The sequence below is a fragment of the Streptomyces sp. NPDC002888 genome (genome assembly GCF_042888465.1).
In the GTDB taxonomy this organism is placed as follows: Bacteria; Actinomycetota; Actinomycetes; order Streptomycetales; family Streptomycetaceae; genus Streptomyces.
On record NZ_JBIAPU010000001.1, the window covers coordinates 238,272 to 261,841 of the forward strand.

Sequence of the window (23,570 nt, forward strand, 5' to 3'; positions counted from 1 at the left end):
CTACGATCACAGCGTGACCGGAGCCGCACGCACGGAGGACGCGACCGATGACCACGTACGCGCTGCCCGCCGAGCGCTTCGAAGCGGACCGGCACCATCTGCGGGCGGTGGCCTACCGGATGCTCGGCTCGCTCAGTGAGGCCGAGGACGCCGTGCAGGAGGCGTGGCTGCGGGCCGCCCGCGCCGATGTCGCCGGTGTGGAGAACCTCACCGGGTGGCTGACCACGGTGGTGGGCCGGGTGTGCCTGAACATGCTGCGCTCGCGTCGGGCTCGGCGTGAGGAGTCACTCGACCTGGGGGTGACCGACCCGGCCGTCGGTCCGGGGGGCGGAGGCGATCCGGAGGAGGAGGCGCTGCTCGCCGACTCGGTCGGTGTGGCGCTGCTGATCGTCCTCGACACCCTCGCCCCGGCCGAGCGGCTGGCGTTCGTCCTGCACGACATGTTCGCGGTGCCGTTCGACGACATCGCCCCGCTGATCGAGAAGACCCCGGCGGCCACGAGACAGTTGGCGAGCCGGGCCCGCCGCCGGGTCAAGGGCGCCGCACCCGCTCCGGCCGACGCGTCGGCCGCCGTCGATCTGGCCCGGCAGCGCGAGGTCGTCGGGGCGTTCCTGGCGGCCACGCGGGGCGGGGACTTCGAGGCGCTGGTGTCGCTGTTGCACCCCGACGTCGTCCTCACCGCCGACCGCTTCGTCGTCCCCACTCCCGAGCCGATCGTGGTCGGCGGTGCCCGGACGGTCGCGGAGGGCGCGATGGCCGCCACGGGAAGGGCGCGCTTCACCGGCGTGGCGCTGCTCGACGGGCGGGTCGGCCTGGCGATGGCGCCGCAGGGGCGCCTGCGCCTGGTCCTGGCCTTCACCGTCACCGCGGACGGCATCACGGGGATCGATGTCGTCGCGGACCGGGAGCGGCTGGAGCGGATGGAGGTCGCGGTGCTCGCCGCCTGACGAACGTACGAGGGGTGAGCGGCGGGCGCGCCGGTCACCCCTGCCGCTCGCTCAGAACCCGAGGACCAGGGACGCGGCCGCCGGCGCCGCGTACAGCAGCGGGAACGGCACGTGCGAAAACCAGCGTGCCCGCAGGACGGTGACGACGGCGCCCAGGAAGTACAGCACCAGCCCGGCCCCGGCCAGCACGCCGACGACCGGCACGAGCAGGCCCACGAGCAGACCGGCGGCCCCGGCGGCCTTGGCGGCGCCGAGCCAGGGCCACCACGAGCGCGGGACGCCGTAGTCGGCCAGCGGCTTCACCGTCCACTCGGCGTTGAAGAAGATCGAGGCGGCCGAGAAACCCGCCATGACGGCTCCCAGGACGGTGACGACGACGTAGGTGGTGGACATGGCGGACGCTCCTCGTTCGGGTCGCGACCGGGGTGCTGTCGCCCCGGCCCGCTTCATCGGCTTCCTTCACTGCCCTGACACCCCGCGCCGCGGGAGTGTGACAGCAGGAGCGACCCACTTCGCGTGACGGCAGTCACACCGCGCGCGTCGCCACCAGCCACGTCGACGGCAGCACGATCCGGGTGCCGTCCGGCTCGTACTCGGTGGTGGTCAGCGGCAGTTCACCGCTCGCCAGGACGGTGAGCCCGGCCGCGCGCAGGAAGTCGGGCACCGCGTCGTCGGCCACCTCGGCGGGGGCGATGCCGTGCCGCAGGACGGGCGCGAGTTTGGCCGGCGGGCCGTCCGGGCGTTGCGCCAGCTCCAGGAGGACGGGGCCGGCGGCCTCGGAGGGTTCCACGAGGAAGGCCCGGCCGCGCTCGCCGACGAGCGTGGCGATCCCGTCGACCAGCGGCTGCCGGTCCTCCGGTTCGCACTGGTGGAGCACGCCCCGCATGTACACGTTGGTGTCGCCCAGTTCGGCGTGCAGCGTCTCGGTCTCGTTCTTCTCCGCCGCGTCCAGCAGCCGGTACGTCGCCTGCCTCGCGGGGTCGGCGCGGCAGGCGTGGTCGAGGGCCGCGGCGGCCAGATCGGTGCCGACCACGTACGGGAAGCGGTCGGCGAGGAAGCGCGTCTGGGTGCCGTTACCACAGCCGAGGTCCACCAGCGGCAGCCCGGGATCGGTCAGCAGGGGTTCGAAGAGCGCGAGGTGGGGGCCGACGGTCAGGGTGGGCTCCGCGTCCCAGAACACGGCGCCCGGTTCGTCGGTGGCCTCGCTCCAGAAGCCCTCCCAGGCCTGGCGGTACCGGCTCGATACGCTCATGACCACTCCCCAGGGTACGGCGTCGGTCCGTCGTAAGTGATGGGCCAGTACGGTCTACCGCCGCCCGGGTACGGCGACAAGCGTGGTGCGCATACCTTCACGCGGCGTTCGAGCCGTGTGCGCGGAAACTCCCACCGCGCGCGCCGTGTTCAGGACGCGTACGCGGAGAATCTGCGCCCCGCTCAGCGGCGCGGCAGTGTGAGTTCGAACCACACGGTCTTGCCCGCGCCCCGGCGGCTGGCCCCCCACTCGCGGGCCAGCGTGCTCACCACGCGCAGCCCCCGCCCGAACTCGTCGCCGGGCCCGGTGCTCAGCAGCGTCGGCAGGTCGTGTTCGTCGTCGTCCACCTCGCACAGCAGCGTGTCACCGCGCACGAGGCGCAGTTCGACGGGGCGGCTGTGGGAGTGCCGTACGGCGTTGGTGACCAGTTCACCCACCAGCAGCTCGGCGCTGTCAGCCAGCTTTGCCAGGCCCCAGTCGTGGAGCTGTTCGCGGACCGCCGCGCGGGCCCGGCCGACCTCGGCCGGGTCGAGGGCGAGCCGCCACTCCGCGACGTCGTCGGGCTCGATGCCGCTCAGCCGGGCCATCAACAGGGCCACGTCGTCCTTGCGACCGCCGCGGCCCGCTTCTGCGAAGGTCACAGCGAGGGCGCGGATGATCGTGTCGCAGGCGTCGTCCATGGAGGCGGCCGGGTGGGCGGCGGACTCGCACAGTGCCGCCAGGCCCACGCCGATGTCCTCGCCGCGCACCTCCACGAGGCCGTCGGTGCACATCACCAGCCGGTCGCCGGGCGCCACGCGCACGCGTACCGCTTCGAAGGGCACCCCGCCGACCCCGATGGGCGCACCGGTCGGCAGGTCCAACAGCTCGCTGCGGCCGTCCTCGGCGCGGACCAGCACCGGTGGGATGTGGCCCGCGTTGGCGAGGTGCAGCTCGCTCGCGATCGGGTCGTACACGGCGTACAGGCAGGTCGCGAGGTAGGTGTCGCCGAGGCGCTGGGCGAGGTCGTCGAGGTTGCGCAGCAGCTGCGCGGGCGGCAGGTCGAGGGCGGCCATGGTCTGGACGGCCGTACGCAACTGGCCCATCATCGCGGCCGAGTTGAGGCCGTGGCCCATGACGTCGCCGACGACGAGGGCGGTGCGGGCGCCGGGCAGTTTCACCGAGTCGAACCAGTCGCCGCCGACGCGTCCGAGCAGCGTGCCCGGCAGATAGCGGGTGGCGATGTCGCAGCCCGCCATGCGCGGCGGGATGTGCGGCAGCATGCTGTCCTGGAGGGTCTCGGCGACGCTCTCCTGGTGGGTGTACATGCGCGCGTTGTCGAGCACGAGGCCCGCGCGGGCGGCGAGTTCGGCTCCGGTGACGCGGTCCATGTCGTTGAACTCGGCGCGCTCGGGGTGGCGCAGCAGGATCATGAAGCCGAGGACGACGTTACGGGCCTTCAGCGGCACGACCAGCATCGAGCGGCCCGTGATGAGCGGCCGGATGTCGCGCTTCTCGAACTGCGAGGCGATGGCGTGCCCCATCTGCTCGCTGATGCGCGGCACGAGGACGGGCTCGCCGGTGGTCATGCACTGGAAGAACGGGGTGTGCGCCGGGAACGGCATGGCCTCGCCGACGGGTACGACGTCGTCCCAGCGGCCGGGTTCGTCGGTGTGCTCGACGGCGACCCGGTGCCACATCGTGGTCGTGTCCGGCACGCCCTCGGGGAAGCCCTCCCCCGCGACGACCTGTTCGCGCAGATAGGTGCCGGCGACGTCGGTGAAGCGCGGGACGACGGCCTCGCTGACCTCGATGATCGTCCGGGAGAGGTCGAGCGAGGTGCCGATCCTGCCGCTGACCTCGTTGAGGAACTCCAGGCGTTCACGGACGGCCGCGTACTCGAGGTCCTCGCCCTCGTCGGCGACGTCCTCCGGTACGGGCAGCCCCTCGGCCGCGGCCCGGGCGGCCCGCTCGCGGCGCGCCTTGCGCTCCACCCGCCGGGCCACGCCCCAGTCGGGGGTGACGGGCACCCGGTCGTTCTGGCTGAACTCCAGGACGGGGTATCCGAGTTCGAGGACCTGCGCGACGATGCGGGCGCTTTCCTCGACACTCATGCTGGGCAGGATCTCGGGCAGCCTGCGGGCCAGCTCCTCGGCCCCGGGGAAGTCGGTGTGCAGGGCGAATCCGGGCGCGATCCGCTCCACGGCCACGGCGTCGGTTTCACCGGCCCGCAGCCCCGCCGCGTCCGCCGCCAGTACGAGCAGCCGCTCTCGGCCCGGGCCGACCAGGGGGTACGCCCACCACAGCACGTCGACGCGATCGCGGTCGCGGTCGGGCGCGGTGAGGCGGGCACGGCCGGCCGCGGGGTAGGACAGCCGGCCGTCGAGGGAGGACTCGAGACCGGGCCCGAGACCGTCGTAGGCGGCGAAGGCCCCGTAGGAGGGTTCGTCCTCCTCGTCGGGGAGCACGCCGGAGACGGGGAGCAGGTCGAGGGCGGACCGCCCGACGGCAGCCTCCCTTGCGACGCCGAAGAGGCGGCGCGCTCCCGTGCTCCAGTGGGAGACCAGGCCCTCGCGGTCGACCACCACCACGGCCAGCGGGACGCGCCCGGCGCCGGCGAGGTCGGTGGCCGGGCCGAAGCCGGCTCCGCGCCCGGGAGGTGCGTCCCTCTCCATGCCACGGTCCATGGCCCAGGCCCTCCCCAGAGCTGCGCAAGATCTGCCCCCGCGCGACCACGTTACGGCCGGGTCCGTTCGCCATGTGCGGCATTTCTGGAATTGGTTCCACCCAGTGCGCTCCGGCGCACGGGCCCGCGCGCGGGGCGCGCAGTCACTCCTCGTGCCCCAGGTGGAGGTCGCGTTCCGTGGGCCCTCCGCCGGCCACCTGGAGCACGGTGGCCACGGGCGGGTAGCCGGTCGCGATGACCGTGTACTCGCCGGAGGCGAGGTCGGCGAACCGGAACGTTCCGTCGGCCCCGGTGGTGAGTGTGTCCACGACGTTCCCGGTCAGGTCGAGCAGCGTCACGCGCGCGTCCTCGACGGGCCGCCCGCCGCGGCCGCGCACCGTGCCGCGCAGGACGGCGCCTCCGGCGAGTTCGACGTCCTGGCGGGTCTCCCGGGAGGCCCGCACCGTGACGGGGAGCGCGGCCGGGCGGAACGCGGGGGCGCTCGCGGCGAGGGTGTACTCCCCCGCCACCAGTTCGGGGATGGCGTAGCCGCCCTCGCGCCCGGTGCGGGTGGTGGCGACGACCTCGCCGTGGACGTCGGTGAGGGTGATGATGGCGTCCGGCACGGGCGTGCCGTCCGCGGTCCGTACCCTCCCGGCGAGACGTCCGGCGCCGCCGCCGAGGACGATGTCCAGCTCGACGGGGCGGTCCCCGAGGGTCACCGAGATCGCCTGCGGCTGGTGGCCGCCCGCGGCGGCGATGAGCACGTACGCCCCGGATCCGGGTGTGGTCAGCGTGTACCTCCCGTCCTCGTCGCTCGCGGCCCGCCCGATCTGCTGTCCGGCGACGTCGATGAGGGTGAGGGCCGCGCGGGGCACGACGGTCCCGTCGGGGTGCTGCACCATGCCGCGGACGGGGGCGGCGGCGTACGGCGAGTGAAGCGAGATGGGGGTCCCCCCGCCCGAAGGATGGGGGAGGGTCGGCGGGACGGGGGCGTTCACCCCGGTCATCTGCCCGGTCTCCTCGTCGGTGGCGGGGGCGTCGTGGGGCACAAGGGGCTTCTCCTTGAGGAAGCAGGCGATGAGCAGGCCGACGACGAGCACCGGCACGAGGTAGAGGAAGATCCGCGGCATGGCGTCGGCGTACGCGTGGGCGTAGGCGTCGCGCAGCTGTGGGGGCAGGGCGTGCACGAGCTGCGGGGTGAGCGCCTCGGGGTCGGGCAGCCCGGCGCGCGCGGGCAGCCGTTCTTCCAGGGCGTCGGCGAGGCGTCCGGCGAAGAGGGTGCCGAAGATCGCCACGCCGACGCTGCCGCCGATCTGCCGGAAGTAGTTGTTGGCGTTGGTGGCGGTGGAGAGGTCGGCCGCGGGCACGGAGTTCTGCACGGCGAGGATCAGTACCGGCATCACCATGCCGATGCCGGCGCCGAGGACGGCCATCCAGACGCTGTACTGCAGGCGTGGCGTGTCGGCCTCGAGCCGGGACAGCAGCCACATGCCGAGGACGGAGAGGGTGCTGCCGAGAACCGGGTAGATCCGGTAGCGGCCGGTGTGGCTGATGAGTTGGCCGCAGACGACCGAGGCGCCGACGATGCCGCCCGTCATGGGCAGCATGAGCAGCCCGGACTCGGTGGCGCTCGCCCCGTCGACCATCTGCAGGAAGGTCGGCAGGTAGCTCGCGGCCCCGAACAGCGCGACGCCGACGACCAGGCCCACCAGGCCGGTGACGTTGAAGACGGAGTCCCTGAACAGCCTGAGCGGGATGAGGGGTTCGGCCGCGCGGTGCTCGGTGACGAGGAAGAGGACGGTCGCAAGGGCCGCCCCGGCGCCGAGCCCGAGGACGACGCGGGAGTCCCAGGCGTACTCGGCGCCGCCCCAACTGGCCAGCAGGACCAGGCAGGTGGAGGCCGCGGCGAGCAACAGCGCGCCGAGCACGTCGATGCGGGCCCTGCCCCGCGGCTTGGGGAGTTTGAGCGCGACGGCGACGACGGCCAGGGTCAGCAGGCCGAAGGGGACGTTGAAGTAGAAGCACCACCTCCAGGAGAGGTGGTCGGTGAAGTAGCCGCCGAGGAGGGGTCCGGCCACGGAGGCGACGCCGAACGCGGCGCCGATGAGGCCCATGAACCGGCCGCGCCGGCGGGGCGGCGCGATGTCGGCGATGATCGCCTGTACGCCGATCATGAGCCCGCCCGCACCGACGCCCTGGACCGCGCGGAAGGCGATCAGCTGGTCCATGGTCTGCGCGCGGCCCGCGAGCGCGGAGCCGACGACGAAGACGACGATCGCGAACTGGAAGACGCCCTTGCGGCCGAGGAGGTCGCCGAGCTTGCCGTAGACCGGCAGTCCGACGGTGGCGGTGAGCAGATAGGCGGTGATCGGCCAGGGCATCCGGTCCACGCCGTGCAGTTCACCGACGATCTCCGGGAGCGCGGTGGCGACGATCATCTGCTCCAGGGCGGCCAGGAGCAGGGCGAGCATCAGCGCGAAGAAGACGACCAGTACGCGCCGTGGACTCGGTCGCGGTTCGGTGGCCGATGCCGGAGGCGGGCCTTCGCAAGCGCCCGCCGAGGCGGGTTCGTCCCGGGCTTCTTCCCGCAGTTCGCCGTGCACCAGAGTGGTTCCGCCCACGTGCCGCTCCCCTCGTCGCGCCTGCCGCACAAGTCCCGCGTAAGGCGACAACCACGAGTGAGCGCGCCGGGTTACGGCACGACGGCAAGCCCCCCGGAAGATCCACTCGAACCGGTGAGGGGATCAACACCCGGGGGGCATCTGTGGCTTGGGGAGCCTGGGGCTACTTCTCGACCTCGGTCGCGAGGTTGGCGAGGATCGCGTCGTAGATCCGGCCGAGGCCCTTGGGCGCGAAGGTCTTCTCGAAGAAGCCACCCACGCCGCCGGCGCCCTTCCAGGTGGTGGTCACGAGGACACGGGAGGCGCCCTCGCCGGCCGGGGTGACCCGCCAGGTGGTGACCATGGAGGAGTTGCGGTCCTTCTCGACGAGCTCGCCGTCGGTGGGCTCGGAGACCTCCAGGAGGCAGTCGCGGACGCGCTTGCTGGTGGCCTGGAGCTTCCAGTGGACGAGGGTGCCCTCGCCGTCGCCGCCCTCGCGCACCTCGTACTCGCTGAAGTGTTCGGGCAGCAGCTTCCCGCGGGTGCCGCTGTAGTCGGCGAGGGTGTCGAACACCTTCTCCGGGTCCGCCGCGACGACCCGCTCGGTAGTGGCCTCGACCTGCGCCATCGGATTCCTCCAGGGACCTGAATTCTCGGGGTTGGGGCAAGCCAACCACCCCGGTCCCCGGCCGCCAAATCGGGGTCCCGGATGTGACCGATCGGATGCCGTACGGCGACCGGGAATGACGCCCGCACGATCATGGGAACACATGTTCTATTGTGGGGGCAGCGCTACCGAGGAGGCCTCATGCGCTGGGAGAACCTCACAGTGGAGCCGGGCGAGCACGGCCGGGCCGACGCCGCGCTGTTCGGCGCGGACGCGGTGACCACCCGCACCTTCGACACCCCCGAGTTCCGTGGCATCACGTTCCACGAGATCCGGGCCCGCTCGGTCATCAACCGGGTGCCGGGCGCCTCACGCATGCCCTTCGAGTGGACCGTGAACCCCTACCGGGGCTGCACCCACGCGTGCGTGTACTGCTTCGCCCGCAAGACGCACAGCTACCTCGACCTCGACACGGGCCTCGGCTTCGACACCCAGATCGTGGTCAAGGTGAACGCGCCGGAGGTGCTGCGCCGTCAGCTCGCCTCCCACCGCTGGCGGGGCGAGCACATCGCGATGGGCACCAACGTCGACTGCTACCAGCGCGCCGAGGGCCGCTACCGGCTGATGCCGGGCATCCTGGCCGCCCTGCGCGACCACGCGAACCCCTTCTCGATCCTGACCAAGGGCACGCTGATCCTGCGCGACCTCGACCTGCTGACGCAGGCAGCCGAGGTGACGGACGTCGGCATCTCCGTCTCGGTCGGCTTCACCGACGCCGAACTGTGGCGCACCGTCGAGCCGGGCACACCGGCCCCGGAGCGCCGCCTGGACGTCGTACGGACCCTGGGCGAGCACGGCATCGGCTGCGGGGTTCTGATGGCACCGGTGATCCCGTTCCTGAGCGACCAGCCGGACCGACTGCGCGAGACCGTGCGGGCCATCGCCGCGTCCGGAGCCACCTCCGTGACCCCGCTCGTGCTCCATCTGCGACCCGGTGCGCGCGAGTGGTTCATGGCCTGGCTCGGGCAGCACCACCCGTACCTGGTGCGCCGTTACGAGCGGCTGTACGCGGAGGGCGCCTACGCCCCGAAGTGGTACCAGCGCCGGATCACCCGTCAGGTCCACGACCTGGCACAGGAGTACGGCATCGGTCCCACGCGGGCGGAGATGCCGCGACGGATCAGGCAGCCGGAGCCCGAGCGGCCGACCACACCCGAGGCGACCCAACTGTCGCTGATCTGAGAGCGTTCGAGCGCATCCGGCGGACCAATTGGGTCAAGTATTGACATAATATGTTCTTTCAGTCGCACATCCCGGGACGATGCGGCAAGGACCGTGACCTCCGCGGTCCGACATCCCGCCGTCCTGGGAGGACTGGATGAGGAAACGCGCAGCCGCGCTGTGCGGTGCCGCCGTGGTCGCGGCCGCAACGTTCACGGCCGTGCCCGCGGCCGCTGGTCCGTCGCATCCCGCACACGCGGCGCCCGCCTCGGAACTCGGCTGGAAGAACTGCGCCACCACCACCTACCCGACGCTCCAGTGCGCCTCCCTGAAGGTGCCGCTCGATCACGACGACCCGCGCGGGCAGCAGATCACGCTCGCGCTGTCCCGCGTCCCGCACACCGCCAAGAAGTACCAGGGCCCGCTGCTGGTCAACCCCGGCGGCCCCGGCGGCAGCGGCCTCACACTCGCCGGGTTCGTCGCCTCGTCCCTGCCCAAGGCGGTGGCGGCGCAGTACGACGTGATCGGCTTCGACCCGCGCGGGGTGGGCGCCAGCAGACCCGCCCTGGACTGCGCCCCCGGCCACTTCGGCCCGGTCCGCCCGGACTCCGTGCCGAGCACGCCCGCGATCGAGCAGGCGAACCTCACGCGCGCGAAGTCCTTCGCCGACGCCTGCACCCAGAAGTACCCGAGCCTGCTGCCGCACATCGACACGGTCAGCGCCGTACGGGACATGGACTCCATCCGCGCGGCCCTCGGCTCGCGCCAGATCAACTACTTCGGCTACTCGTACGGCACCTACCTCGGCGCGGTCTACGCGAAGCTGTTCCCGGAGCGCGTGCGCCGCCTCGTCCTGGACTCGATCGTCGACCCCGCCGGCATCTGGTACGAGGACAATCTCGCGCAGGACCACGCCTTCAACGACCGCCATCGCGCCCTGATGGCGTGGATCGCCCGGCACGACACGACCTACCGGCTCGGCACCGATCCGGAGCAGGTCGAGGCCAGGTGGTACGCGATGCGCACGGCGCTCGCGAAGAAGCCCGCCGACGGCAGGGTGGGCGCGGCGGAGCTGGAGGACACCTTCATGCCCGGCGGCTACTACAACGGCTACTGGCCCTACCTCGCCGAGGCGTTCGCGGCGTACGTCAACGACAAGGACGCCGAACCGCTGGTCGAGGCGTACGAGCACTTCGCCGCGGTCGACGCGACCGGGGACAACGGCTACAGCATCTACACCGCGGTGCAGTGCCGGGACGCGGACTGGCCGCGCAGCTGGGAGCGGTGGCGCGTGGACAACTGGGCGGTGCACGAGAAGGCGCCGTTCATGACCTGGAACAACGCCTGGTACAACGCGTCGTGCGCGTTCTGGCCGACGCACTCCGGGCACCCGGTGAACGTCGCCAACGGCGATCTGCCTCCGGCCCTGCTGTTCCAGGCGACGAACGACGCGGCCACCCCGTTCGAGGGCGGCGCGACGGTCCACTCCCTGCTGGGCGGCTCCAGCCTCGTGGTCGAGGAGGGCGGCGGCAACCACGGCGTCACGCTGAGCGGGAACAGCTGCCTGGACAAGCACCTGGCGGCCTATCTGAGGGACGGCACGGTGCCGCGCGGCAGCGACGAGGCCGACGCGGTGTGCCCGGCCCTGCCCGACCCGAAGCCGCTGAGTACGAAGGCGGCGTCGGCGTCGTCCCGCGGCTCGACGCTGCACGGTCTGCTCGGCTTCCGGGGCTAGGAGAGCTTCCTGACGGCCCGTCGGGGGCGGTGTCAGACCCATGGTCCACCATGGACGCATGAGTGAGCTGACCAGGATTCCCGCCCCCGACGGCGTCGCCGCCGCCGCGCAGTACAGCCACGTCGTCATCGGCACCGGCCGCTTCGTGGCGATAGCGGGCCAGCTCCCCCTCGACGAGCACCGCAGGCTGGTCGGCGAGGGGGACCCTGAGGCCCAGGCCCGGCAGGTCTTCGTCAACCTCGGGCGCTGCCTGGCGGCCGCCGGCGCCGGCTTCGACGACATCATCAAACTCACCTACTTCGTCACGGACATGGCGCACATGCCCGCCATCCGCGCGGCCCGCACCGCGCACATACCCGACGACCGCCTCCCCGCCGCCTCGGCCGTGCAGGTCGCCGCGCTGGTCCGGCCGGACGTCCTGATGGAGATCGAGGCGTTCGCGGTGGTCCCGGAGTGAGCGGGCTCCGCACGTCCGGTCTCCACGTGCGGGACATGACGCTCCCCGACTACGCCAGTGCGTGGCCCTCGGACACGAGCGGATGTACCTGTGGGTCCTCAGGGAGAACACCCGCGCCCGCGCGTTCTACGAGCGGGCGGGGTTCTCCGCGGACGGCGCCGAGGAGCCCTTCGAGGTGGACGGCGCCGAGGTACCCGAAGTGCGGTACGAGAAGCGACTGGGGGGCTGAGACAACTCACCGCTGCTTCGGGATCTGCGCCAGCGCGTGTACCGCCGCCTCGGCCAGTGCCGGGTGGGCGAGCGCCTCGTTCAGCACGGGACGGGCGCGGGCGTCGCCCAGCGCGCCCAGCCCCTCCACGCACGCCAATGCCACCTTCCGGTAGGGATCGTGCGGGCGCAGCCGTCGCTCCAGGGTGGTGATCAGCGCGGGCGCGGACTCGGGTGCGCGCAGCCGGGTCAGGAGCCGAACCGGGTGCAGGGCGTAGGCGACGCGCAGTTCGTTGGTGGCGAGGGCGGCGGCCGCGCGGGCGGTGCGGGGGTCGCCGAGACGGGCGAGGGCGTACGCGGCGGAGGCGCAGCGCGGCGGGTCACGGTGGTTGAGGAGCAGGACGAGAGCTTCGAAGGCCCGCCGGTCGCCCGCGAGCCCCAGCCGGAACGCGGTCAGCTCCCTGGCCCACAGCGGCTGCCCGGGCTCGGTGAGCACTCCCGCCAGTTCGTCGTGGTCCTCGGTGGCCACCAGCCGCTCGTACATGGCCGTCCCGCCGGACTCCCGCCGTAAGCGCTCCGTGAGCGATCGCAACTCTTCGTCCATGAACCCGAGATTAGAGGGGCCGCCCGCGACGCGGGACCTACATCACAAACTCGGGGGTGGCGTGCTCGTTACCCACCGGTTAAGCTCATACGAGCGAGTTACCCACTCGCACCCCTCCTCGCGGTGGCCTGGTGACGCAGCCGCCACGAGAGCAGTCGGTTCGGTACCCCGTGTACCGCAGTTCGACCCGGCCACGGGACAGGGCCGGTCGGTTGAGCCGTTCCCCGGACGTGTGCACGTCCACGGCGACGGCACCGGGCGTGTGCGCTTGCAGCCCGGCACCACACCCGCACTCCTTCCGCACCCCGGTGCGCCCTCGGCGCACCCGGGCGCGTTCCCAGTCGTCACCCTCATTTGGAGTCCCGCGATGGCCGCTCCCCTGCACGACGCCCCTCTGTCCCCGCTCAAGACCATTGCCGTCGTCGGCCTCGGCACGATGGGCACCGGTATCGCCGAGGTCCTCATCCGGGCCGGCCGCGAGGTCATCGGCATCGACATCAGCGAGGCCCAGGCCGCGAGGTCCCTCGCCGCCCTGGAGGCGGCCACCGCCCGCGCCGTGGAGCGCGGCCGGCTGACCGAACAGGAGCGCGCGGACGCCCTCGCCCGCGTCCGCACCTCCACCGACCTGCGGGCGGCGGCCGACGCCGACCTGGTCGTCGAGGTGGCCCCGGAGTCGTACGAGATCAAGCAGCAGATCTTCCGCGAGCTGGACGGGATCGTGCGCCCGGGGACGATCCTCGCGACCGGCACGAACGCGCTGTCCGTCACGCGTCTTGCCGCCGACTCGGCCCGCCCGGAGCGGGTGATAGGGCTGCACTTCTTCAACCCGGCGCCCGCGATGAAGCTGGTCGAGGTCGTCTCGTCCGTGCTGACCGCGCCGCAGACCGTCGCCGCGGTCACGGACCTCGCCGTCGAGCTCGGCAAAGAGCCCGTCGCGGTCGGCGACCGCCCCGGCTTCGTCGCCGACGGGCTGCTGTTCGGCTACCTCAACCAGGCCGCCGCGATGTACGAGGCGAAATACGCCTCCCGCGAGGACATCGACGCCGCGATGCGGCTCGGCTGCGGGCTGCCCATGGGCCCGCTCGCGCTGCTCGACCTGATCGGCGTCGACACGGCCCGTACGGTCCTGGAGGCCATGTACGCCGAGTCCCGCGACCGGCTGCACGCCCCCGCCCCGATCCTCAAGCAGCTCAGCGAGGCCGGCCTGACCGGCCGCAAGTCGGGCCGCGGCTTCTACACCTACGACGCCCCCGGCAGCGCCACCGTCGTGCGGGACGCGCTGACCCCGCTCGACGGCGCCGACCTCACCCCGGGCCGCCCCGTGCGCTCCGTCGGTGTCGCGGGCTCGGGCACCATGGCGTCGGGCATCGCCGAGGTGTTCGCCAAGGCCGGCTACGACGTCGTCCTCGCCGCCCGCAGCGAGGAGAAGGCGCAGGCCGCCAAGGCCCGTATCGGCAAGTCGCTCTCCCGCTCCGTCGACAAGGGCCGGCTGACAGCCGAGGCGGCCGCGCAGACCCTGGACCGGATCACCGCGGCGGGCTCCTACGACGCCTTCGCCGACGTCGACCTGGCCGTCGAGGCCGTCGCCGAGGACCTGGACGTCAAGCGGCAGCTGTTCGCGACCCTGGACAAGGTCTGCAAGCCGGGCGCGGTCCTGGCCACCACCACGTCCTCGCTGCCCGTCGTCGCCTGCGCCCGCGCCACCTCGCGCCCGCAGGACGTCGTCGGCATGCACTTCTTCAACCCGGCACCGGCGATGAAGCTGGTCGAGGTGGTCCGTACGGTGCTGACGGGCGACGACGTCCACGCGACGGTCCGCGAGGTGTGCGTCAGGATCAGGAAGCACGCGGTCGACTGCGGTGACCGTGCGGGCTTCATCGTGAACGCGCTGCTGTTCCCGTACCTCAACAACGCGATCAAGATGGTTGAGGAGCACTACGCGTCCCTCGACGACATCGACGCGGCGATGAGGCTGGGCGGCGGCTACCCGATGGGTCCGTTCGAACTCCTGGACGTCGTCGGCCTCGACGTCTCCCTGGCCATCGAGAAGGTCCTGCACCGCGAGTTCAGGGACCCGGGCCTCGCCCCGGCACCGCTCCTGGAGCACCTGGTGGCCGCGGGCTGCCTCGGCCGCAAGACGGGCCGCGGCTTCCGCGAATATGCCCGGCGCTGAGCGTCCGGCGGACCGGTTCGCGGGCACGGCGGACTGGGGCGGGCTGCTCGGCACGGCAGGCGGACCCCCGCCCGGAGAGGGCGGGGGAAACCCCCGACATGCACACCGAGCTGCGCACATGCAGTACGTTCAGGTCATGTCCCAGCCCGCGAAGTCCTCACGTACACCAGCGACGCCCGACGCATTCGTGAGTGCCCCGGGCAGCCGCGCGGCCGCCCAACGGCTCAGGATGCGCCGGGAGCTGGCGGCCGCCGCGATGGAGCTCTTCGCGACCAAGGGCTACGAGGCGACCACTGTCGACGAGATCGCGGCCGCGGCGGGAGTCGCCCGCCGCACCTTCTTCCGCCACTTCCGTTCCAAGGAAGAGGCGATCTTCCCCGACCACGACGACACACTGATCCGCGCCGAGGCCGTGCTCAACGCGGCGCCCGCGCACGAGCATCCGCTCGACACCGTGTGCCGGGGAATCAAGGAAGTCATGAAGATGTACGCGGCCCGGCCGGAGATCTCGGTCGCCCGCTACAAGCTCACGCGCGAGGTGCCCACCCTGCGCGAGGCGGAGATCGCGTCGGTGGCCCGCTACGAGCGCCTCTTCACCCGCTACCTCCTCGGCCACTTCGACGAGCACGCCCACGACGACGACGCCAACGACGACCCGCTGCTGGCCGAGGTCGCCGCGTCCGCCGTGGTCACCGCCCACAACCACGTCCTGCGGCGCTGGCTGCGGGCCGGCGCCCAGGGGGACGTCGAGGCACAGCTGGACCACGCCTTCGCGATCGTACGGAAGACGTTCGGCACGGGAATCGGGGCCGGGCGGGACACCACGGCCCGGCCGACGCCGACCGCCGCGACGGCACACGGAGAGGTCCTGGTGACGGTCGCGCGGACCGACGCCCCCCTCGACGAGGTCATGCGCACCATCGAGCAGGCCCTGAAGGAACATTCCTAGACATTCCCGTACGGGAGATACGGCTACGCGCCGATGATGGCACCCAGTGCCGCCATCGGCGCGTTTTTCATTGCCTACTCAACGGTAGCTTTGATCGATCATCGCTCATTTGTTACGTAAAGATTTCACCTGAGAGCAATTTCTGGCACCCAGTGCCTTGCGGGGTGACACGCCGTGCCATACGTTGAAGGTGTCCGGGCGGCCGGCGTGCAGAGACCTTTCGTACGTCGGCTGTCCCCTCAAGCCCCTCAGGGCCTGAGCGCCCGGACGCCTGCGTCACAGGCAACCTCCCGCGCCACAAAGCGCTGCCGAACAGCACCACCCGCCGAACCGACGGCACTTCCCCAACCCTCAGCAGCACCGACGTAACCCTCAGCACCCCTCCCTCAGGGTGCGTACCGCCGGAGGCAACACCGTGACCGTGAACGAGATCCTGGACGCGATCCAGTCCCCCGACTCGACGTCGGCCGACTTCGCCGCCCTGCCGCTCCCCGAGTCGTACCGGGCGATCACCGTGCACAAGGACGAGACGGAGATGTTCGCGGGCATGCAGACCCGCGACAAGGACCCGCGCAAGTCGCTGCACCTGGACGAAGTGCCGCTGCCCGAGCTGGGCCCGGGCGAGGCCCTGGTGGCCGTCATGGCCTCCTCGGTCAACTACAACTCCGTGTGGACGTCGATCTTCGAGCCGCTGTCGACGTTCGGCTTCCTGGAGCGCTACGGCAAGGTCAGCGAGCTCACCAAGCGGCACGACCTGCCGTACCACATCATCGGCTCCGACCTCGCGGGCGTCGTCCTGCGCACCGGCCCGGGCGTCAACGCCTGGAAGCCGGGCGACGAGGTCGTCGCGCACTGCCTCAGCGTCGAGCTGGAGTCGTCCGACGGCCACAACGACACGATGCTCGACCCCGAGCAGCGCATCTGGGGCTTCGAGACGAACTTCGGCGGGCTCGCCGAGATCGCACTCGTGAAGTCCAACCAGCTGATGCCGAAGCCGGACCACCTGTCGTGGGAGGAGGCCGCCGCCCCCGGTCTGGTCAACTCCACCGCGTACCGGCAGCTCGTCTCCCGCAACGGCGCCGGCATGAAGCAGGGCGACAACGTGCTCATCTGGGGCGCGAGCGGCGGCCTCGGCTCGTACGCCACACAGTTCGCGCTGGCGGGCGGCGCCAACCCGATCTGTGTCGTCTCCAGCGAGCAGAAGGCCGACATCTGCCGGGCCATGGGTGCCGAGGCGATCATCGACCGCACCGCCGAGGACTACAAGTTCTGGAAGGACGAGCACAACCAGGACCCCAGGGAGTGGAAGCGCTTCGGCAAGCGCATCCGCGAGCTCACCGGCGGCGAGGACGTCGACATCGTCTTCGAGCACCCCGGCCGGGAGACCTTCGGCGCCTCCGTCTACGTCACGCGCAAGGGCGGCACCATCGTCACCTGCGCCTCGACGTCCGGCTACAACCACGAGTACGACAACCGCTACCTGTGGATGTCGCTGAAGCGGATCATCGGCTCGCACTTCGCGAACTACCGCGAGGCCTGGGAGGCCAACCGGCTCATCGCCAAGGGCAAGATCCACCCGACGCTCTCCAAGGTCTACTCCATGCAGGACACCGGGCAGGCCGCCTACGACGTGCACCGCAACCTCCACCAGGGCAAGGTCGGCGTCCTGTGCCTGGCGCCCGAGGAAGGCCTGGGCGTGCGCGACGCGGAGAAGCGCGCCAAGCACGTCGACGCCATCAACCGCTTCCGCAACATCTGAGACATCCGGGGGCACAGATGACTGAGCGTCAGAAGGACCGGCCGTGGCTCATGCGCACGTACGCCGGTCACTCCACGGCCGAGGCGTCCAACGAGCTGTACCGGCGCAACCTCGCCAAGGGTCAGACGGGTCTGTCGGTGGCGTTCGACCTGCCGACGCAGACCGGCTACGACTCCGACCACATCCTCGCCCGCGGCGAGGTCGGCCGGGTCGGCGTGCCGATCGCGCATGTCGGTGACATGCGCCGGCTGTTCCAGGACATACCCCTGGAGCAGATGAACACCTCGATGACCATCAACGCCACCGCCATGTGGCTGCTGGCGCTCTACCAGGTCGTCGCGGAGGAGCACGGTGCGGACATCACCAAGCTCCAGGGCACGACCCAGAACGACATCGTCAAGGAGTACCTGTCCCGGGGAACGCACGTGTTCCCGCCGGGGCCGAGCCTCCGCCTGACGACGGACATGATCGCGTACACGGTCTCCCACATCCCGAAGTGGAACCCGATCAACATCTGCAGCTACCACCTGCAGGAGGCGGGCGCCACGCCGGTCCAGGAGATCGCGTACGCGATGTCCACCGCGATCGCCGTCCTGGACGCCGTGCGCGACAGCGGCCAGGTGCCGCAGGAGCGCATGGGCGACGTCGTCGGACGAATCTCCTTCTTCGTGAACGCGGGCGTCCGCTTCGTCGAGGAGATGTGCAAGATGCGGGCGTTCGGCCGCATCTGGGACCGCGTCACCCGCGAGCGGTACGGCATCGAGGACCCCAAGCACCGCCGCTTCCGCTACGGCGTCCAGGTCAACTCCCTGGGCCTGACGGAGGCGCAGCCGGAGAACAACGTCCAGCGGATCGTGCTGGAGATGCTGGCCGTGACCCTCTCGAAGGACGCACGCGCGCGTGCCGTGCAGTTGCCGGCCTGGAACGAGGCCCTCGGCCTGCCCCGGCCCTGGGACCAGCAGTGGTCGCTGCGTATCCAGCAGGTGCTCGCGCACGAGAGCGACCTGCTGGAGTACGAGGACATCTTCGAGGGCTCGAACGTCATCGAGGCCAAGGTGGGCGAGCTCGTCGAGGAGTCCTTCGCGGAGATCGAGCGGATCCAGGAGATGGGCGGCGCGATGGCCGCCGTCGAGTCGGGCTACCTCAAGTCGCAGCTCGTCTCCTCGCACGCCGAGCGCCGGGCCCGTATCGAGTCCGGCCGGGAGAAGATCATCGGCGTCAACATCTTCGAGACGACCGAGCCGAACCCCCTCACCGCCGACCTGGACACCGCCATCCAGACGGTCGACCCGGCGGTCGAGGCCCGCGTCATCGCCTCCCTCCAGCACTGGCGCGACACCCGCTACCAGCCGCCCTTCAACCACCCGCGCCCCTGCAAGGCGCTGGAGAAGCTGAAGGAGGCCGCCAAGGGCACCGACAACCTCATGGAGGCCACCCTGGAGTGCGCCCGCGCCGGGGTCACGACCGGCGAGTGGGCCGGGGCCCTGCGCGAGGTGTTCGGCGAGTTCCGGGCGCCGACCGGTGTCTCGTCGGCGCCGGTGGCGATCCCCGCCGAGGAGGGCTCGGCCCTGTCCGAGGTGCGCCGAAAGGTGGATCTGACGGCCAAGGACCTGGGCGTCGGCAAGCTGCGCTTCCTGGTCGGCAAGCCCGGCCTGGACGGGCACTCCAACGGCGCCGAGCAGATCGCCGTGCGGGCCCGCGACGCCGGGTTCGAGGTCGTCTACCAGGGCATACGGCTCACCCCGGAGCAGATCGTCGACGCGGCCCTCGCCGAGGACGTGCACGCGGTGGGCCTGTCGATCCTCTCCGGCTCGCACGCCCAGCTCGTCCCGGACGTGCTCGAACGGCTGCGTGTGGCCGGTGCCACAGACATTCCGGTGATCGCCGGTGGCATCATCCCCAACGGGGACGCCGAGCAGCTCAGGTCCGCCGGAGTTGCCGCGGTCTTCACCCCGAAGGACTTCGACATCACCGGAATCATCGGCCGCATCGTCGACGAGATCCGGAAAGCGAACAAGCTCGACCCCCTGGAGGTCCCCGCATGACCGTCAACCGTCTTCGTCCGCGGCGCTCCTGCCTCGCCGTACCGGGGAGCAACCCCCGCTTCCTGGAGAAGGCGCAGGGCCTCCCCGCCGACCAGGTCTTCCTCGACCTGGAGGACGCGTGCGCGCCGCTCGCCAAGCCCGAGGCGCGGCACACCATCGTCAAGTTCCTCAACGAGGGCGACTGGACGGGCAAGACGCGAGTCGTGCGGGTCAACGACTGGACGACCGAGTGGACGTACCGCGATGTCGTCACGGTCGTCGAGGGTGCCGGTCCGAACCTCGACTGCATCATGCTGCCGAAGGTGCAGGACGCCCAGCAGATCGTCGCGCTCGACCTGCTCCTGACCCAGATCGAGAAGACCATGGGCTTCGAGGTCGGCCGCATCGGCATCGAGGCGCAGATCGAGAACGCCCAGGGTCTCAACAACGTCAACGAGATCGCGCAGGCCTCCCCGCGCGTCGAGACGATCATCTTCGGCCCGGCCGACTTCATGGCGTCGATCAACATGAAGTCGCTGGTCGTGGGCGAGCAGCCGCCCGGCTACCCGGCGGACGCCTACCACTACATCCTGATGAAGATCCTGATGGCCGCCCGCGCCAACAACCTCCAGGCGATCGACGGCCCCTACCTCCAGATCCGCAACGTCGAGGGCTACCGCGAGGTGGCCGGCCGCGCCGCCGCCCTCGGCTTCGACGGCAAGTGGGTGCTGCACCCGGGCCAGGTCGAGGCGTCCAACGAGATCTTCTCGCCCTCCCAGGAGGACTACGACCACGCCGAGCTGATCCTGGACGCGTACGACTACTACACGTCCGAGGCGGGCGGCAAGAAGGGCTCCGCGATGCTCGGCGACGAGATGATCGACGAGGCCAGCCGCAAGATGGCCCTGGTCATCTCCGGCAAGGGCCGCGCCGCCGGCATGCAGCGCACCAGCAAGTTCGAGATCCCGGAGGCGTGACGGCCATGCAGTTCGGACGTACCTACGAGGAGTTCGAGGTCGGGGCGGTCTACAAGCACTGGCCGGGCAAGACGGTCACGGAGTACGACGACCACCTGTTCTGTCTGCTCACCATGAACCACCACCCGCTCCACATGGACACCAACTACGCGGAGAAGACGACCGACTTCGGCAAGAACGTCGTCGTCGGGAACTACATCTACTCCCTCCTGCTCGGCATGTCCGTGCCGGACGTCTCCGGCAAGGCGATCGCCAACCTGGAGATCGAGTCGCTCAAGCATGTGGCGCCGACCTTCCACGGCGACACGATCTACGGCGAGACGACCGTGCTCGACAAGTGGCCCTCGAAGTCGAAGAACGACCGTGGCATCGTCCACGTCGAGACCAAGGGCTACAAGCAGGACGGCACGCTCGTGTGCGTGTTCCGCCGCAAGGTGATGGTGCCGACCGAGACGTACATCAAGGAGCGCGGCGGCGAGCAGCCCGGCCGCCCCGAGCTCAAGTCGCAGGAGAAGTAAGCCATGGCCCGTCTCGCCCAGACCGCCGGTCTGACCGACGTCCAGCAGGAGATCCTCTCCACCGTCCGCGACTTCGTGGACAAGGAGATCCTCCCGGTCGCGACCGAGCTGGAGCACCGCGACGAGTACCCGCAGCAGATCGTCGACGGCCTGAAGGAGCTGGGCCTGTTCGGCCTGATGATCCCCGAGGAGTACGGGGGTCTGGGCGAGTCCCTCCTGACGTACGCGCTGTGCGTGGAGGAGATCGCCCGCGGCTGGATGTCGGTGTCCGGCATCATCAACACGCACTTCATCGTGGCGTACATGCTCAAGCAACACGGCACACAGGAGCAGAAGGACCACTTCCTGCCGAGGATGGCGGCCGGCGACATCCGCGGCGCGTTCTCGATGTCGGAGCCGGCTCTGGGCTCGGACGTGTCCGCCATCACCTCGAAGGCGGTGAAGGACGGCGACGCGTACGTCCTGAACGGCCAGAAGATGTGGCTGACGAACGGCGGAACGTCGTCACTCGTGGCCGTTCTCGTGCGAAGTGACGAAGGACACCCCGAGGGGACCGCGCCCCACAAGTCGATGACGACCTTCCTCGTCGAGAAGGAGCCCGGCTTCGGTGAGGTCCGCCCCGGACTGACCATCCCGGGCAAGATCGACAAGATGGGCTACAAGGGTGTAGACACCACCGAGCTGATCATGGACGGCCTGCGGATTCCCGAGAACCGCGTGCTCGGAGGGGTCACGGGCCGAGGTTTTTACCAAATGATGGACGGCGTGGAAGTCGGCCGCGTCAACGTGGCGGCGCGTGGCTGCGGCGTCGCTCAGCGTGCGTTCGAGCTCGGCGTCCAGTACGCCCAGCAGCGTCACACTTTCGGCAAGCCGATCGCGCAGCACCAGGCGATCCAGTTCAAGCTCGCCGAGATGGCTACCAAGGTCGAGGCCGCGCATGCGATGATGGTGAACGCGGCTCGCAAAAAGGACTCCGGAGAACGAAACGACCTTGAGGCTGGGATGGCGAAGTACCTCGCCTCCGAGTATTGCAAGGAGGTCGTGGAGGATGCCTTCCGGATCCACGGCGGCTACGGCTTCTCCAAGGAGTACGAGATCGAGCGCCTCTACCGTGAGGCTCCGATGCTGCTTATCGGTGAAGGTACCGCCGAGATCCAGAAAATGATCATCGGACGCAGGCTGCTCGAGGAGTATCGGTTCCAAGGCTAGATGTCCGGGTCCGGGGTGTTTTCTTCGAGAAGAAGATCACACCCCCTCAAACCCGCTCAGATGCCGACTCGGCTTCCTGACTTACCCAGTTGTGGCCCTGAACCGCTACGATCGCTGAAAGCCGCCGTCCCCCGTCAGAGTGCGGCATCATCCGCTACGAAGGTCATCCATGCCCCACAGCCAAACCTCTGCACCTCGCGACAGCCTGGTCGGCACACGCCTCGCGCGCGGAGCATCGCCGTGGCTTCTCCCGACCGTCGCCACCGCAGCCGTCAGCCTGGTCCGCGCACGCCGCTCGGGTGTCGCCAAGGCCGTCGCCGTACCCGCCACCGCTCTCGCGGCGGGCATGCTGTGGTTCTTCCGCGACCCGGAGCGCGAGATCGCGCCGGGACGGGTCATCTCTCCCGCCGACGGTGTGGTGCAGAGCATCATGCCGTGGAAGGACGGACGCACCCGCGTCGCGATCTTCATGAGCCCGCTCAACGTCCACGTCAACCGCGCGCCCCTCTCCGGCACGGTGACGTCGGTCGAGCACATCCCCGGTGGGTTCGTGCCGGCGTTCAACAAGGAGAGCGAGAACAACGAGCGCGTCGTCTGGCACTTCGACACCGAGCTCGGTGACATCGAGATGATCCAGATCGCCGGTGCCGTGGCCCGCCGCATCGTCCCCTACATCCCTGAGGGTACGAAGGTCGAGCAGGGCGACCGTATCGGGCTGATCCGCTTCGGCTCGCGCGTCGACATCTACCTGCCCGAGGGCGTGGAGATCGCGGTCGAGGTGGGACAGAAGACCGTGGCTGGGGTGACTCGCATTGACCGTGATTGATCCGCAGACACAGGCGGGCTGGGTGCCCGAGGCCGACGAGGTGGACGAAGAAGAGGAGATGCCCCTCTCTCTTCGTCTGTCGATAGCGGACACCCTGACGCTCGGCAACGCCACGTGCGGCTTCATGGCGGTGTACTTCACGACCACCGGCATCCTGATCCCGGACCTCACCGGCAGCCAGGAGTCCGGCATGGCGCGCAACAGCGCGGCCACGGCGGTCATCCTGATGCTGTGCGCGGCGGTCTTCGACCTGTTCGACGGCCTGGTGGCGCGCAAGCTGCGCTCCTCCCCCATGGGCGCCGAGCTGGACAATCTCTCCGACCTGATCAGCTTCGGCCTGGCGCCGGCGTACTTCGTCCTCGTCTACGGCATGGTGGCGGACGGCGCGTACCAGCGGGTGGCGGCGGTCGGGGCGATCGTGGTGCTACTGGCGGTGGTGCTGCGGCTTGCCCGCTTCTCGTGCGTGACAGTGAAGGACGGCACGTTCCAGGGCATGCCCTCCCCCTTCGGGGCTTTGACGGTCGTCTCGATCATCCTGCTCGAGCTGCCCTTCGTGGCGACGCTCCTGGCCATTCTGGGGACGGCCTGGCTGATGGTGAGCCGCGTGGAGTACCCGAAGCCGCGCGGCCGCCTCGCCGTGGCGATGCTCTCCTGGATCGTCCTGTCGATGGGCCTCCTGGCCGCCTGGGCCTTCGACGCCCCCAGCGGTCAGCTCCTCCTCCAGACGGGCTGCGCCCTGCAGCTGGTCATGGGCGCGGTGATCCCGCTGTTCGCCACGGCCCGCCGGGTGAACAACTTCCGCGACAACCGGCGGGAGGCGCGGGCGGCGCAGCTGCCGTAGCGCTCCGCTGAGAGGGC

General features: G+C 70.5%; 19 protein-coding genes and 1 pseudogene. 14 read left to right on the forward strand and 6 right to left on the reverse strand.

All coding sequences use genetic code 11. The annotated features are described in order from the left end of the window. Nucleotides 1-47: 47 nt before the first annotated feature. The gene (locus tag ACFYWX_RS01045) at nucleotides 48-947 is read left to right on the forward strand and encodes a sigma-70 family RNA polymerase sigma factor (RefSeq protein ID WP_389421901.1); all 900 of its coding nucleotides are present in this window, start codon (nucleotides 48-50) and stop codon (nucleotides 945-947) included. 51 nt (nucleotides 948-998) lie between these two features. On the opposite strand, the gene ACFYWX_RS01050 is transcribed toward ACFYWX_RS01045, so the two are convergent. The 5 genes from ACFYWX_RS01050 to ACFYWX_RS01070 all read right to left on the reverse strand — a co-directional run bounded on the left by ACFYWX_RS01050 (nucleotide 999) and on the right by ACFYWX_RS01070 (nucleotide 8,074). Continuing rightward, entirely contained in the window at nucleotides 999-1,340 is a 342-nt protein-coding gene (locus ACFYWX_RS01050; protein ID WP_389421902.1) for a DoxX family protein, read from the reverse strand. Nucleotides 1,341-1,473: 133 nt separating this feature from the next. Further along, complete coding sequence (locus ACFYWX_RS01055; protein WP_389421903.1) at nucleotides 1,474-2,199, reverse strand: class I SAM-dependent methyltransferase; 726 nt, start codon at nucleotides 2,197-2,199, stop codon at nucleotides 1,474-1,476. Nucleotides 2,200-2,381: 182 nt separating this feature from the next. Continuing rightward, the gene (locus ACFYWX_RS01060; RefSeq protein WP_389421904.1) at nucleotides 2,382-4,865 is read right to left on the reverse strand and encodes a SpoIIE family protein phosphatase; all 2,484 of its coding nucleotides are present in this window, start codon (nucleotides 4,863-4,865) and stop codon (nucleotides 2,382-2,384) included. A 142-nt stretch (nucleotides 4,866-5,007) separates the two neighbouring features. Beyond that, on the reverse strand, nucleotides 5,008-7,467 hold the full coding sequence (locus tag ACFYWX_RS01065) for an MFS transporter (protein ID WP_389421905.1): 2,460 nt from the start codon (nucleotides 7,465-7,467) through the stop codon (nucleotides 5,008-5,010). A 163-nt stretch (nucleotides 7,468-7,630) separates the two neighbouring features. Further along, nucleotides 7,631-8,074 carry an SRPBCC family protein gene (locus ACFYWX_RS01070; protein WP_389421906.1) on the reverse strand — a complete coding sequence of 148 codons (444 nt, stop codon included), beginning with the start codon at nucleotides 8,072-8,074 and terminating at the stop codon, nucleotides 7,631-7,633. Between the two features lie 180 nt (nucleotides 8,075-8,254). On the opposite strand from ACFYWX_RS01070, the gene ACFYWX_RS01075 reads away from it, so the two are divergent. From ACFYWX_RS01075 to ACFYWX_RS01090, 4 genes and pseudogenes are all read left to right on the forward strand, one after another. Next, nucleotides 8,255-9,295, forward strand: coding sequence for an Rv2578c family radical SAM protein (locus tag ACFYWX_RS01075; RefSeq protein WP_389421907.1), 1,041 nt, complete (start codon nucleotides 8,255-8,257; stop codon nucleotides 9,293-9,295). A gap of 136 nt (nucleotides 9,296-9,431) precedes the next feature. Further along, entirely contained in the window at nucleotides 9,432-11,009 is a 1,578-nt protein-coding gene (locus ACFYWX_RS01080; RefSeq protein WP_389421908.1) for an alpha/beta hydrolase, read from the forward strand. A 58-nt stretch (nucleotides 11,010-11,067) separates the two neighbouring features. After that, a complete protein-coding gene (locus ACFYWX_RS01085; protein ID WP_389421909.1) occupies nucleotides 11,068-11,466 on the forward strand; it encodes a RidA family protein in 399 nt (132 codons plus the stop codon). Nucleotides 11,467-11,518: 52 nt separating this feature from the next. Continuing rightward, nucleotides 11,519-11,695 (forward strand): annotated as a pseudogene (locus ACFYWX_RS01090) (GNAT family N-acetyltransferase); the annotation flags it as partial. Between the two features lie 6 nt (nucleotides 11,696-11,701). Here ACFYWX_RS01090 and ACFYWX_RS01095 read toward each other — a convergent pair. Further along, a complete protein-coding gene (locus ACFYWX_RS01095) occupies nucleotides 11,702-12,277 on the reverse strand; it encodes an adenylosuccinate lyase (protein WP_389421910.1) in 576 nt (191 codons plus the stop codon). 367 nt (nucleotides 12,278-12,644) lie between these two features. On the opposite strand from ACFYWX_RS01095, the gene ACFYWX_RS01100 reads away from it, so the two are divergent. From ACFYWX_RS01100 to pssA, 9 genes are all read left to right on the forward strand, one after another. Continuing rightward, nucleotides 12,645-14,450, forward strand: a complete 1,806-nt coding sequence (locus tag ACFYWX_RS01100) for a 3-hydroxyacyl-CoA dehydrogenase family protein (protein WP_389421911.1) — start codon at nucleotides 12,645-12,647, stop codon at nucleotides 14,448-14,450. Between the two features lie 136 nt (nucleotides 14,451-14,586). Then, nucleotides 14,587-15,399 carry a TetR family transcriptional regulator gene (locus ACFYWX_RS01105; protein ID WP_389421912.1) on the forward strand — a complete coding sequence of 271 codons (813 nt, stop codon included), beginning with the start codon at nucleotides 14,587-14,589 and terminating at the stop codon, nucleotides 15,397-15,399. A 415-nt stretch (nucleotides 15,400-15,814) separates the two neighbouring features. Further along, nucleotides 15,815-17,158 carry a crotonyl-CoA carboxylase/reductase gene (ccrA, locus tag ACFYWX_RS01110; protein ID WP_389421913.1) on the forward strand — a complete coding sequence of 448 codons (1,344 nt, stop codon included), beginning with the start codon at nucleotides 15,815-15,817 and terminating at the stop codon, nucleotides 17,156-17,158. Between the two features lie 17 nt (nucleotides 17,159-17,175). Beyond that, nucleotides 17,176-19,203, forward strand: coding sequence for a protein meaA (locus tag ACFYWX_RS01115; protein WP_389421914.1), 2,028 nt, complete (start codon nucleotides 17,176-17,178; stop codon nucleotides 19,201-19,203). After that, complete coding sequence (locus ACFYWX_RS01120) at nucleotides 19,200-20,159, forward strand: HpcH/HpaI aldolase/citrate lyase family protein (protein ID WP_389421915.1); 960 nt, start codon at nucleotides 19,200-19,202, stop codon at nucleotides 20,157-20,159. The genes ACFYWX_RS01115 and ACFYWX_RS01120 overlap by 4 nt, the downstream gene beginning before the upstream one ends. Nucleotides 20,160-20,164: 5 nt before the next feature. Continuing rightward, a complete protein-coding gene (locus ACFYWX_RS01125) occupies nucleotides 20,165-20,677 on the forward strand; it encodes a MaoC family dehydratase (protein ID WP_389421916.1) in 513 nt (170 codons plus the stop codon). A gap of 3 nt (nucleotides 20,678-20,680) precedes the next feature. Further along, on the forward strand, nucleotides 20,681-21,886 hold the full coding sequence (locus ACFYWX_RS01130) for an acyl-CoA dehydrogenase family protein (protein ID WP_389421917.1): 1,206 nt from the start codon (nucleotides 20,681-20,683) through the stop codon (nucleotides 21,884-21,886). Between the two features lie 169 nt (nucleotides 21,887-22,055). Further along, nucleotides 22,056-22,712, forward strand: coding sequence for a phosphatidylserine decarboxylase (locus tag ACFYWX_RS01135; RefSeq protein WP_389421918.1), 657 nt, complete (start codon nucleotides 22,056-22,058; stop codon nucleotides 22,710-22,712). Between the two features lie 22 nt (nucleotides 22,713-22,734). Then, nucleotides 22,735-23,553 carry a CDP-diacylglycerol--serine O-phosphatidyltransferase gene (pssA, locus tag ACFYWX_RS01140; RefSeq protein ID WP_133930976.1) on the forward strand — a complete coding sequence of 273 codons (819 nt, stop codon included), beginning with the start codon at nucleotides 22,735-22,737 and terminating at the stop codon, nucleotides 23,551-23,553. Nucleotides 23,554-23,570: the final 17 nt, after the last annotated feature.